Source organism: Parviterribacter kavangonensis, assembly GCF_056863335.1.
Genome location: NZ_JBXPJA010000002.1, coordinates 775109 through 787252, shown reverse-complemented (window position 1 = coordinate 787252; position 12144 = coordinate 775109). Strand labels below are relative to the sequence as shown.

12 protein-coding genes are annotated in these 12144 nt (G+C 71.8%); 4 read left to right on the top strand and 8 right to left on the bottom strand.

Translation table 11 applies throughout. The annotated features are described in order from the left end of the window. Positions 1–13: 13 nt before the first annotated feature. The 4 genes from AC1UE4_RS19335 to ftsE are packed head-to-tail and all read right to left on the bottom strand — an operon-like array spanning position 14 to position 4592. Complete coding sequence (locus AC1UE4_RS19335) at positions 14–1711, bottom strand: ribonuclease R family protein (RefSeq protein ID WP_482918944.1); 1698 nt, start codon at positions 1709–1711, stop codon at positions 14–16. Beyond that, complete coding sequence (locus AC1UE4_RS19330) at positions 1708–2871, bottom strand: S41 family peptidase (protein ID WP_482918943.1); 1164 nt, start codon at positions 2869–2871, stop codon at positions 1708–1710. The genes AC1UE4_RS19335 and AC1UE4_RS19330 overlap by 4 nt, the downstream gene beginning before the upstream one ends. 36 nt (positions 2872–2907) lie before the next feature. Then, positions 2908–3804: a permease-like cell division protein FtsX gene (gene ftsX, locus AC1UE4_RS19325; RefSeq protein WP_482918942.1), complete on the bottom strand. Its 897-nt coding sequence runs from the start codon at positions 3802–3804 to the stop codon at positions 2908–2910. Next, positions 3804–4592, bottom strand: a complete 789-nt coding sequence (gene ftsE, locus AC1UE4_RS19320) for a cell division ATP-binding protein FtsE (RefSeq protein ID WP_482918941.1) — start codon at positions 4590–4592, stop codon at positions 3804–3806. Before ftsE ends, ftsX begins: the two co-directional genes overlap by 1 nt. A gap of 81 nt (positions 4593–4673) precedes the next feature. Here ftsE and AC1UE4_RS19315 point away from each other — a divergent pair, with 81 nt between their 5' ends. Genes AC1UE4_RS19315 through AC1UE4_RS19305 form a run of 3 tightly spaced genes read left to right on the top strand, consistent with a single transcriptional unit; the run spans position 4674 to position 6606 of the window. Then, positions 4674–5927 (top strand): M16 family metallopeptidase, encoded by a 1254-nt coding sequence (locus AC1UE4_RS19315; protein ID WP_482918940.1) that lies wholly within the window; start codon positions 4674–4676, stop codon positions 5925–5927. 28 nt (positions 5928–5955) lie between these two features. Further along, positions 5956–6309: a hypothetical protein gene (locus AC1UE4_RS19310; RefSeq protein WP_482918939.1), complete on the top strand. Its 354-nt coding sequence runs from the start codon at positions 5956–5958 to the stop codon at positions 6307–6309. A 48-nt stretch (positions 6310–6357) separates the two neighbouring features. Beyond that, positions 6358–6606 carry a hypothetical protein gene (locus tag AC1UE4_RS19305; protein WP_482918938.1) on the top strand — a complete coding sequence of 83 codons (249 nt, stop codon included), beginning with the start codon at positions 6358–6360 and terminating at the stop codon, positions 6604–6606. On the opposite strand, the gene nadA is transcribed toward AC1UE4_RS19305, so the two are convergent. Then, on the bottom strand, positions 6603–7577 hold the full coding sequence (gene nadA, locus AC1UE4_RS19300) for a quinolinate synthase NadA (RefSeq protein WP_482918937.1): 975 nt from the start codon (positions 7575–7577) through the stop codon (positions 6603–6605). The two genes, AC1UE4_RS19305 and nadA, sit on opposite strands and share 4 nt — an antisense overlap. 30 nt (positions 7578–7607) lie before the next feature. Here nadA and AC1UE4_RS19295 point away from each other — a divergent pair, with 30 nt between their 5' ends. Beyond that, the gene (locus AC1UE4_RS19295) at positions 7608–8345 is read left to right on the top strand and encodes an NUDIX hydrolase (protein WP_482918936.1); all 738 of its coding nucleotides are present in this window, start codon (positions 7608–7610) and stop codon (positions 8343–8345) included. 745 nt (positions 8346–9090) lie between these two features. On the opposite strand, the gene nadC is transcribed toward AC1UE4_RS19295, so the two are convergent. From nadC to AC1UE4_RS19280, 3 genes are read right to left on the bottom strand one after another with little or no spacing between them, the layout of a single operon-like run. After that, positions 9091–9924 (bottom strand): carboxylating nicotinate-nucleotide diphosphorylase, encoded by an 834-nt coding sequence (gene nadC, locus AC1UE4_RS19290; RefSeq protein ID WP_482918935.1) that lies wholly within the window; start codon positions 9922–9924, stop codon positions 9091–9093. A gap of 10 nt (positions 9925–9934) precedes the next feature. Further along, on the bottom strand, positions 9935–10732 hold the full coding sequence (locus AC1UE4_RS19285) for a hypothetical protein (protein WP_482918934.1): 798 nt from the start codon (positions 10730–10732) through the stop codon (positions 9935–9937). A gap of 2 nt (positions 10733–10734) precedes the next feature. Next, on the bottom strand, positions 10735–12117 hold the full coding sequence (locus tag AC1UE4_RS19280) for a hypothetical protein (protein WP_482918933.1): 1383 nt from the start codon (positions 12115–12117) through the stop codon (positions 10735–10737). Between the last annotated feature and the right edge of the window lie 27 nt (positions 12118–12144).

The window sequence follows — 12144 nt, the reverse complement described above, 5'->3', positions numbered from 1 at the left end:
TTGCCGGCCGGCGCTACAGCTCGACCGGGTACAGGTCCACCCGGCCGCGCGGCGCCTCCACGCGCCCGACCGCGACCCGCACCTGGTCGCCCAACCGGATCGCCTTGCCGAGCTTCGCGCCGACGAGGATCGTGCCCTCCTCGTTGAGGTCCCACCAGTCGCCGCGCAGTCGCCGGACGGGCAGCAGCCCCTCGTAGCCGTCGCCGAACGACACGAACGCGCCCGCCGCGATGAGCGACGTCACCTCGCCGTCGAACTCGCGCTCCGGCGACCGCTCGAGCAGGAACGCGCGGGCGACGTCGTCGGCGTCTCGCTCGATCACCATCGCGTCGCGCTCGCGCGCCGACGTCCAGGCCCCGACCTCGTCCAGCCGCGACCGCTCGGGCGGGTCCTCCCCCGCACCGATCGCCGCCAGCAGCGCCCGGTGGCACACGATGTCCGGGTAGCGGCGGATCGGCGAGGTGAAGTGGCAGTACCGCGCGCTGCCGAGGCCCGCGTGGCCGACGTTGCGCGGCGAGTACCACGCCTGCTTCAGCGACCGCAGGACCAGGTACGTGAGCGCACGCCGCCCGCGGCCGTGCTGCTCCACCCACGCCGCGACCGCTCGCGAGATCTCGGCCGCCGCCTCGCCCGTCGCCGAGGGCGGCAACGGGTTCGGCAGCGGTGGCGTCGGCACATCCAGGGACGCGAGCTGGTCGGCGAGGCGCAACACGGCGTCGGGCTCGGGCCGCTCGTGCACGCGGTAGAGCGCCGGCATCTTGCGGTCCTCCAGCAGCCCCGCGACCGCCTCGTTCGCGGCGATCATGAGGTGCTCGATCAGCCGGTGCGACTCGGTCTGCATGACCGGATGCACATGCGTGACCTGGCCGCGCGCGTCGAAGCGGAACTCCGGCTCAGCCGTGTCGAGCGCGATCGCGTGCCGCTCGCGCGCCGACCCCAGCGCGGCGGCGGCCTCGCGCGCGGCCGCCAGCGGCTCGGCCCACAGCTCGGCCGCGTGCTCGCGCCCGCCGAAGATCCGGTCGACGCGGTCGTAGTCGAGCCGCTCGTCCGACCGCACGAGCGACCGGTAGAACGCGCTCTTGACCACCTTCGACCCGCGGATGTCCAGCTCGACGGTCACCGCCAGCCGGTCGACGTACGGCACGAGCGAGCACGCCTCGTTCGACAGCGCGGTCGGCAGCATCGGCTCGACGCGGCCGGGGACGTAGACGCTCGTCGCGCGCCGGTACGCCTCCTTGTCGACGGCGGATCCCGGCGCCACGTACGCGCAGACGTCCGCGATGTGGACCCACACCTTCCACGCCTTGTCGCCGAGCCGCTCGGCCGAGATCGCGTCGTCGAAGTCCTTCGCCGTCGGCGGGTCGATCGTGAACGTCGTGAGGGACCGGAGGTCGCGCCGCGACGGCACGTCGTGCCCGCCGCGGTCGGCGGCCTCGCGCGCCTGGCGCTCGACGAACGGCTCGAACCGGCGCCGCAGCCCGCGGTCGAGCATCAGCGCCTCGAGCACGTCGCCCGCCACGTCGGGCCGGCCGACCTGGCGGAGCAGCTTCGCGCGACCGCGGCCCGTGCCGCTCGTCCGCAGCAGCACCAACGCGCCGTCCTTCAGGCGCTTGTCGCGCTCGACCATGAAGGCGCGGCCGGGCTCGAAGAACGGCTCGCCCGTCCAGTGCTTCCCGCGGCGTGCCAGCTGTGCGACGACGGGTGCGCTCACGCAGCGAGCGACGCCAGCGCTTCTTGCAGGGCTTCATCTCGCGGCGTCTTCGGGTTGTCCTTCGCCGAGAGGTCGGGCTCGAGCCCCGCGCCGCGCTCCACCCCGCGCCCGCCGATGTTGCGACCGGACGGGAGGAAGTACTGCCCGACCGTCAGATCGAGCGCGCCGCCGTTCTCCAGCTCCATCACCTGCTGGAAGACGCCCTTGCCGAACGTCTTGGTGCCCACCAGCTCCGCGCGATGGCGGTCCTGCAGCGCGCCCGCGACGATCTCCGACGCCGACGCCGTCCCGTTGTCGACGAGCACCACCAGCGGCACCTTCGCCGCGATCGGGTTGCCGGTCGCCATGTACACGCGCTCGGGCACCGCGCGCCCGCGCGTGGTGACGATCTTGCCCTCGGGCAGGAAGGCGCTCGCCACCAGGCGCGCCTCCTCGACCAGGCCGCCGCCGTTGCCGCGGAGGTCGAGCACGAGCCCCTTCGCGCCCTCCTTCAGCTCCTTGCGCACCGCGGCGTAGACCTCGCCGTGCGCGCCCGACGAGAACGTGTCGAGCCGGACCACGCCGTACTTCGTCCCGTCGCGCGTGACCATCTTGTCCTGCACGACGTCTACGCGGATCTCGCGCCGCGTCAACGTGCGGTCGAACGTCTCCTTGCCGCGCGTGACGGTCAGCCGCACCTTCGTCCCCGACGGCCCCTTGATGAGCCCCGTCGCGGTCTCGTCGGGCTTGCCGGCGATCTTCGTCCCGTTGACCGCGACGATCACGTCGTCCTTGCGCAGCCCCGCCTCCTGCGCCGGCGAGTCGGCGTAGACCTGCACGATCCGCAGCCCCTCGTCGACCTGCAGGACCGAGGTGCCCACGCCGCTGAAGCGAGCGTCCGTCTGCTCGCGGAACTGGCCGTACTGCTTGGGGTCGAAGTAGTTCGAGAAGCGGTCGTCGAGCCCCTTGACGAGTCCCGAGATCGCCTGGTCGCCGAGCGTCGACTTCGGCACGTCCCGGTAGTAGTCGTCGTGGACGCGCTCGATCGCGTTGCTGACCACCGCGAGGTCGTCGTCCTGCGCGAAGTCGCGGATCGGACCGGGCAGGCCGGAGCTGTGGCCGCCGATCCAGATCCCGGCCACGAGCGCGATCGGAGCGAGCAGGATGCCTAGGGTGCGCACGTCACCCGAGGGTACGTGGGGGACCTACAACGGGGCCTAAACCCGCAGGAAGCGGCGCAGCGACAGCCCCGAGCCCGCGGCGGCGACGCCGACGCTGGCCAGCAGCAGCACGATCGTCAGCACGCGGAAGTCGATCGTGTCCGGCGCGGCGATGAGCGCGAAGTCTTCCGCCAGCGGATCGATCAGCGCGATCTTGCCCACGAGCAAGAGAAGCACCGCGAGCACGCCGCCGCACGCCCCGAGGATCACGCCCTCGATGACGAACGGCCAGCGGATGAACCAGTTCGTCGCGCCGACGAGCTTCATGACCTCCACCTCGCGCCGGCGCGAGAAGAGCGACAGCCGGATCGTGTTCGCCACGAGCAGGATCGACGCGATGATCAGCAGCACGGTCAGCACGGCGGTCGTCAGCTTCACCGCCCGCGTCGCCGAGAGGATCTTGTCCGTGTCCTCCCGCCGGTTCTTGACCTCGTCGATCGCCGGGTCCGATGGCGCGCGCCCTCCCGCAGCGGCCTGCGGCGCCAGCGCGTCGCGCAGCGCCTCGACGTGCTCCGGCTTGTCCGGCGTCACGCGGAAGGTGTCAGGCAGCGGATTGGAGCCGAGCAGCTCGTAGGCCTCGGGGTTGCGCCGCTTCTCCGACTCGTAGGCCTCCTCCTTGGAGACGTACTGGACCTTGCCGACGTAGGGCGTGTCCTCGGTCAGCGTGCGGCGGACGCGCTCGACGTCGTCGTCCTGCGCGGCGGGCTTGAGGTAGACGTCGACCATGACGCGGCCGCGCACCTCGTTGGCGGCGCCGGTCGTGGCCTGGACGATCGGGATGAAGACGCCGAGCACGAGCACGGTCACGAGCACCGAGGCGAGCGCGGCGAAGCTCGGGACGGCGTTGCGCGAGACCGAGCGCAGCGCCTCGCGGAGGAAGAACCCGACCTTCATCAGAAGTCGAGCTCCTCGCCGCGCAGCAGCGCGCCGAACTCCTGCGTCGACTGCGAGCTGTACATGCCCTGCGGCACGTCGCGGATGATGCGCCCGTTCTGCAGCTCGATCACGCGGCGCTTCATGCGGTCGACCAGGTGGTGGTCGTGCGTCGCGACGACGACGGTCGTGCCGGTCTTGTTGATCCGGTAGAGCAGCTGCATGATCCCGACCGAGGTCTCGGGATCGAGGTTGCCGGTCGGCTCGTCGGCGATCAGCAGCGGCGGGTGGTTGACGAACGCGCGCGCCACCGAGACGCGCTGCTGCTCGCCGCCGGAGAGCTGGTCGGGCCGGTTGTGCAGCTTCGTCGACAGGCCGGTGAGGCGCAGGATGTCCGGCACCTTCGCGCGGACGTCCTTGCGCGAGCCGCCGGTGACCTGCAGCGCGTACGCGACGTTGTCGTACACGGTGCGGCTCGGCAGCAGCTTGAAGTCCTGGAAGACGGCTCCGATGTTGCGGCGGTAGTACGGGACCTTCTTGTCGGTGATGTCGCGCAGGTCGCGGCCGGCGACGCGGATCGTCCCACTCGTCGGCTCGGTCTCCTTGAGCAGGAGCTTCATGATCGTCGACTTGCCGGACCCGGAGTGGCCGACGAGGAAGACGAACTCGCCGCGGCGGACGGAGAACGTCGCGCCGTCGAGGCCGACGTCGCCGCCCTCGTACTTCTTGGACACGTCACGCAGCTCGATGACGTGCGGCTGGAGCGCACCCGGCGTGGACGTGCGCGGACGTTCGACCGTGAGGGCCATGGGCGCCGCAATCTAGGACACGGAGAGCGCGAATCCGCCGCATGCAAGGGGATTTGCAAGCGTGCCGGTAGGCTCGTCGCCGTGCCCGACATCGCCACCACCACGCTGAAGAACGGTCTCCCCCTGCACCGCATCTCGCTGCCCGGCACGCGGGCGGTCACGGTGCTCGTCGCCTTCGACGCCGGCGCCCGCGCGGAGCACGCCGAGGAGAACGGGATGGCCCACTTCCTCGAGCATCTCGTCTTCAAGGGCGGCGAGAAGTACGACGACTACCGCAAGGTCAACGAGACGGCCGAGCGGATGGGCGGCATGCTCAACGCCTACACGTCGCACGACCTCGTCGCGTTCCACATCACCGTGCGCGCCGAGGCGGCGCTGGAGGCGATCGACCTGCTCACCGACTTCGTCGGGCGGCCGCGCATCGACGCCGAGGAGCTCGACCGCGAGCGCGGGGTCGTCATCCAGGAGATCCAGCGCTACAAGGACCAGCCGTCGGCGGTGGCGGAGGAGCTGATCGACCGCGCGGCGTTCGGCGAGCACCCGCTCGGGCGCGCGGTCCTCGGCCCCGAGGAGCACCTGCGGACGTTCACGCGCGACGCGATCGTCGCGTTCCGCAGCCGCCGCTGGGCGGGCAAGCGCGGCGGCGCGTTCATCGTCGGCAACCTCGAGCACGTCCCCGCCAACGGCGCGGTCGACGGGCTCTTCGAGCGCTTCCCCTCCCTCCCCGTCCCGGATCCGTACGAGGCGGCGCCGTCGGACATCGACCCGCGCGTGCTCGTCGAGGAGCGCGACACGAACCAGTCGCACCTGCGGATGCTCTACCGCCCCGGCATCGACCCGCGCAGCCCCGAGCAGCGCGCGGCGCTGACGATCTACGCGACGCTGCTGGGCGGCTCGATGGGGTCGCGGCTGTTCGACGAGATCCGCGAGCAGCGCGGGCTCTGCTACTCGGTCTGGGCGTCGGACCACACGTTCTCCGATCTCCCCGTCTTGTCGCTCGGAGCGGGGCTCGACTCGGGCAAGTGCGTCGAGGCCTACACGCGGATGCGCGAGATCGTGGGCGAGCTGCGCGACGAGGGACCGACCGCCGAGGAGGTCGAGCGTGCCCGCGCGTACGCCGCGGGCCGCCGCGTGCTGGCCTTCGAGAACACGAACGCGGTCGCCCGCTACGCCGCGGCGACGACGATCGTCTACGACGAGCCGATCGACCCCGACGCGTCGATCGCGCGCCTGGACGCCGTCACGTACGAGGAGGTCCGCGCGGTGGCCGCGGACGTCGCGGACCGGCTAGCGGTGGCCGTCGTCGGCCCGCACGAGCCGGGCGAGTTCGACTGAGCGCGGCCGCGGTGGCATCATCGCCACCGTGGATGACTTCCACGAGGCGGAGCTCCAGCGCTACGTCCGGCGCGTCGGTGACCGCTGGCCGATCGAGCGCGCCCTGCTCGGGGGCGCCCAGCTCGAGGACGCGCGGGGCGCGTTCCCGCAGCGCGAGCGCGGCCCGGAGTACGTCGTGATCCTCGTGTCGAGCGCGTTCGACGGCGTGCCGTGGCTCGAGCGCGTCTACGTGGCCGGGTCGCTGTGGGACGCCTCGGAGATGGGCTTCGCGGCCGACGTGCACTGCTACACGCCGGCGGAGTTCGAGCGCAAGGTCGACACGCTGCGCCTCGTCCGCGACACGGCGCGCGACGGGATCGACCTCCTGGCGACGCCCGCCTGAGACCGGTCTGACACTGACTTGGCGCGCACCCCGCGCGAAGGTGCGCCCATGATCGAAGTCATCGGACCAGCCACCGTCGTCACGTTCGACGACCACGTGCTGGAGCTCTTCACGCCCGACGGCTCACGCCGTGTCCACGTCTCCCAGCTCGCGCGGGCCCGGCTGGGCTCGATGGGCGCCCTCCTCCCCGGCCCGACGCTCGAGGTCCACACCGTCGAGGGCGACCACTACACGGTCCCCTTCGACCCCGAGCAGGCGCCGGCGCTGCAGCGCCTGCTCGCGCGGCTCGGCCGCTAGGAGCCGATGGCCACCATGCGCTCGATCGGGATGCGGGCGCGCTCGGCGATGGCCTCGGGCACCTTCACCTCGTAGCGGTTCTCCCGCAGGCTGTCGCGCAGCCCCTCGAGCGTGATCATCTTCATGTAGCGGCAGCTCGCGCGCTCGTTCGCCGCGATGAAGTCGACGTCCGGCGCGGCCAGCTGGAGCGGGTGAAGCATCCCGACCTCGGTGGCCATGATGACCGTCGAGCCCGGCTCGGCCGACTTCGCGAAGTCGAGCATCCCGCCGGTGGAGAGCATGTGCACGCCCTGCGCGTCGACGTCGCCAGCGGCGACGTACTCCATGACCGAGGTCGAGCAGCCGCACTCGGGGTGGATGAGGAAGTCGGCGCCGGGGTGCGCGGCGCGGGTGTCGGCGATGTCCGACGGGCGGATGCCGGCGTGGACGTGGCACTCGCCGTCCCACACGTGCATCTTGATCCCGAGCTCCTTCTCGACGTACGCGCCGAGGAACATGTCCGGCCCGAAGAGGATCTCGGTGTCCGGTCCGTGCGTCTCGAGGATGTGCCTGACGACCGCGACGGCGTTCGCGCTGGTGACGCAGTAGTCGGTGAGCGCCTTGATCTCCGCCGTCGTGTTGACGTACATGACGGTGATCGCGCCGGGGTGCTTGGCCTGCCAGGCGCTGAGCTGCGCCGGCGTGATCGAGTCGGCCAGCGAGCAGCCGGCGTCGAGGTCGGGGATCAGGACCGTCTTCTCCGGCGACAGTATCGACGCGGTCTCGGCCATGAAGTGGACGCCGCAGAAGACGATCGTGCTGCCCTCGGCGGCCGCCGCCTGGCGGCTGAGGCCGAGCGAGTCGCCGACGTAGTGGGCGACGTCCTGCACCTCGGGCACTTGGTAGTTGTGCGCGAGGATCACGGCGTCGCGCTCCTCTGCGAGGGCGCGGACCTCCGCCTGGAGCGCGGGGATGTCGAGGAGCTCGAGCATGGTGCGCATAGGCTAGCATCGTTCTCGACTGTGGATCGAAAACTCGCCGCACCAGTCGTCAACGCCGTCGTCCTGCGCGTCGCCGGCCCCGGCGACGCCCCTTCCCCCCGCGCCTCCTCGTCGCGTGCACGCACGGTGCCTGACCCCGGTGTTGCGCTGGAGACGCTGCTGTGGCGGCGGTCGCGGGAGCCGGCGGCCAACTGCTGGTCGTTGCCGGGCGGGTTCGTCCGCGAGGGCGAGTCGCTGGAGCGGGCGATGCGGCGGCATCTGCTGGAGAAGGTGGGCGTGTCCGACGTCGCGCACCTCGAGCAGCTCGACAGCCGCTCGTCCGCGGATACGCATCCGGAGCTGTGGCTGCTCGACGTCGGGTACCTCGCGCTGATCCAGCGCGGCAGCGAGCCGCACCTGCCTCCCGACACCGAGTGGCATCCCGTCGACGCCCTCCCCCGCATCGCCTTCGGCCACGCCGGCGCGGTCGAGCGCGCCCACGACCGCCTGCGCGGGAAGCTCTCCTACTCGAACGCCGCGTTCGCGCTCGCGCCGCCGCGGTTCACGCTGCGCGAGCTCGCGGACGTCTACGAGGCCGTGCTCGGGTATCCGGTCGACGCGACGAACCTCCGCCGCGTGCTCGAGCGCGACAGCCTCATCGCGTCCGCGGGCCAGCGCCGCGGCGGCGTCGGCCGCCCTGCCGCGGAGTTCCGCTTCACGAACGATGAGCTCGTTGTGTCGCGGCCGCTCGCCGCGTTTCGGCCTCCGGCGAAGACGTAGCTAGGGCTCCTCCCCCGCCGCGGCGGTTTGTTGGTCGGCTCCTTCTTCCGCCTGCTCGCGGGGGCCGGCGAGGATGGGGGTTCTGCGGTTCGTGGTCGGTCGGTCCGTTGTCCGCGCGCCGGTGGGGTTAGCAACGTGCTTCACCGCCCACCCGCGTCCGCGCCTCGTTGTTTCGTGACGCGCCCGGTGCTTTCCGTTGCCCGGGCCGTCCCGGGCCCGGGCGTGTGCTCCCGGGGATGGTTTCGCGGCGCGGGACGGAGAAGGACCGAAGGGAACGTGCACCTGCCGGCGTCCGGCGCGACCGCGGTGCACGAAACCTTCGCTATGCGAACGGAACGTGCACCCCACCTCATCCGGGAGGCAGGTCGTGCACGAAACCTTCGCGCGTAAGGAATGTGCACCGCCGACGCCGCGGGCGATGGCGGTGCACGTTCCTTTCGCTATGCGAAAGGAACGTGCACGGCGCCTGCCGGAACGGACGGTGGTGCACGAAGCTTTCGGCGAAACCGGTGCCCAGCGGCCCACGCCCGGGCCCGGGACGGCCGGGGCGACGGAGCGTAAGAGGCGCGACGCCAGACAACGAGGCGCGGACGCGGGTGGGCGGTGTAGCACGTTGCTAACCCCACTGGCGCGCGGACGACGGACCGACCGACCACGAACCGCAGAACCTCCATCCTCGCCGGCCCCCCGCGAGCACGCGGAAGAAGGTCAAACGGCGAGCCGGCGCGCCGGGACCCGACCCGACCTACGCCTCGATCAACAACGACAAGTCGAGCGCGGGCGCGGAATGCGTCAAAGCACCGAGGGACACGAAGTCCACGCCGCTCTCGGCGACCGCGCGCAAGTTGTCGAGCGTGACGTTGCCGCTCGCCTCGAGCTCGGCACGCCCGGCAACGCGGCCGACGACCGCGCGCATGCGGTCGGGCGTCATGTTGTCGAGCAGAAGTCGCGGCGCGCCGGCGGCGAGTGCCTCGTCGACCTCCGCCTCGTCGCGCACCTCGACCTCGAGCAGCAGGTCGGGCCGCGCATCACGGGCCCGCTCGACCGCAGCGGTGATCCCGCCGGCCGCGGCGATGTGGTTCTCCTTGATGAGGAACGCGTCGAAGAGGCCGACGCGGTGGTTCGTGCCGCCGCCGGCCGCGACCGCGGCCTTCTCGAGCAGCCGCAGCCCCGGCGTGGTCTTGCGCGTGTCGAGGATCCGGCAGCGGGTGCCCTCGACGAGCCGGACGGCGCGCGCCGTCGCGGTCGCGATGCCGGACAACCGCCCGAGGACGTTCAGGGCGGTCCGTTCGGCGGTGAGGATCCCTGCGGCGGTGCCCTCGATCGCCAGCACCTCGCCGCGCTCGCGCCACTCGCCCTCCCCCGCGAGCCGCTCCAGCCGCACGTCCGGATCGAGCGACCGGAACGCCAGCTCGGCGCCCTCCAGGCCGAAGATCACGCCCGGCGCCTTCTGCACGATGCGCGCGCGGGCGCGCGTGCCGGGCGCGACGGTGGCCTGCGTGGTGACGTCCCCGTCGCCGACGTCCTCCGCGAGCGCGCGGGCGACGACGTCGGCGAAGACGGCGGTCAGATCGGGCACGCCGCGCAGCCTAGGCGAACCGCTGCTGAAGCCGGATCTGCTCCTGCTGCATCGCGGTGACCGCGGCGGTGATGTCGCGGTAGCGCTCGTCGTACGCGCGCACCGCGTCGCGGTTCAGCCGGGTGGGCCGCGCGCGAGAGTTGACCTCGCGGAACCGCAGCAGCAGCGCGGCGACCCGCTTGCTGTTGCGGGCCAGCGTCGCCGTGCGGATCCGCCACGCGAGCTTGCTCGAGTCGAACAGCCGCTGCAGCTGGTTGCGGTGGCTGGCGAGCAGCACGGGCGGCGGGTCGAGCTCGCGCATCTGGTTGAGCTGCCCGTAGGCGCCGCGGGCGTAGCGGTCGAGCGCGTCGGCCTGCTGCGCCGGCGTCTTCGCGGCGCGCAGCCGCGCGCGCAGCTTGTCGCCGATCGCCTGCAGCGGGCGCAGCGCGCGCCGCGCCGCCGGCAGGTACCGCGCGAGCTTCGTGCTCTCGTCGGCGAAGTCCGCGTTGAGGTCGTAGACCTCGAGCAGCCGCCGGTGCAGCGCCAAGGCGGCCGCCGGCGGATGCAGCCCCGCGAGCTTCGCTCGCGTCGCCCGGATGGACGCCTCGGCGGAGGTGAGGTCGAGGTCGGCCTGGATCGCCGTCAGCTCGCTCTTGGAGAACTGCGCGTACGTCTGGTTGGCCTCCGCGACGCTCGGCGCCGCCGCCTTCTGGATCGCGTTGGCGTCCTTGATGTACTGCTCGACACCGTCGCGCTCGTCGTTGCCGCCGCCGCAGCCGGCCGCCGCCAGCGCGCCGGCCACGAGGAGGACGAGCAGCGCGCGCGCCATCGCTACTTGAGCCGCTCGACCGTCGAGACGCTGCCGTCGCGGTGGCGGAAGACGAGCTTCACGAGGCCCTTGCCGCTCGCGAACCACATCGTGCGGGTGCCGCTGCCGAACCGGAACGCGTTCTGCGTCAGCGTCGACTGGACGACCGTCGCGTTCACACGGCCGAGCCTCGTCCGAATGGGCTCCACGCCGAGCACCTGGGACGTGCCGAGCACGCCGAACGTGCGGTGGTCGCTCGACCCCGCGATGCCCTTCCAGACCTGGCCCTTCTCCGCGTACGCCGGGAGCACCGGGTTGAAGCCGAAGGCCATGAGGTCGAACGGCGTGAAGAAGTGGCGCCGCTTGTCCTTGGGCTGCGACAGCGGCCCGAGCGCCGGCCACTTCGCCCGCGAGACCGCGCGCGTGAAGCCGGAGATGTTCGTGACGCCGCTCAGCCGGGAGGCGAAGACGTAGGCGCCGCGGACGCGGATCGGGCCCTTGACCTCCTTGACGTCGACGCGCGCGGTGTTGTTGACGACCTGGCTGACCGTGAAGTCCTGCGTCGACCAGCGCTTCATGTGCTTCGAGTTGCGCCAGCGGAAGCGCATCTTGTCGCCCTTGTTGAGCGGCATGAGGTCGGCGTCCGAGGGGAGCGGCTTGGGCGTCAGGTTCGTCGTGACGAGCTCCGACTCGGTGAGCTCCCCGCCGCGATGGCGGAACTGGATCTTCACCGGGCCGACGCCGCGGACCCACCAGACCTTGCGCGTGCCGCTGCCGTACGGGTCGCCGAGCGCGCCGGCCTGCGTCAGCTCGGACTCCACGACGGCGGCCTGCACGGGCGCCGGGAACGCGCGGACCTTCACGGCCTCATGGCCGAGGTACCGGTTCGCGCTGGAGACGTCGCTGTTCGCGCCGCCGACGGTGTTCCAGCGCGCGTCGCGAACCAGCGGCTCGAGCAGGACGGGCGACCGGTTGCCCCAGATGAGCTGGTAGTGCGTGCTCGACAGGCTGTTCGAGCAGTTCGCGCTGGCGGCGCAGAGGATCGGGAACTCGGCGGGCGGCGGCGTGCTCGCCCAGTTGAGGTTGATGAGCCCCGCGTCGGTGCGGCGGTAGTCGATCTCGCCTTCGCTCTCGACCGCGTCCTCGGGGTTGTTCTGGCCCGCGGTCGTCCACGCGAGGCGGAACGCGGTCTGCTCGTTCTGCTTGACGGTGTAGACCTCGCGCGTGTGGCGCGGCGCGTACCCCGTGTCGAACCACTCGTACGTCCAGGTGGCGTCGGGCGTGCTCGGCAGCCATTGGTTGACGGGGTCGGTCAGCGATCCGACGGTCGTGGTCTGGGCGCTTGCGGCAGCGGGCAGCGCCAGGGTGAGCGCCGCGGCAACGGCGACGAGGGAGCTCCGGGGCATCACGCCGACCGTAACCCACCGGCTTGA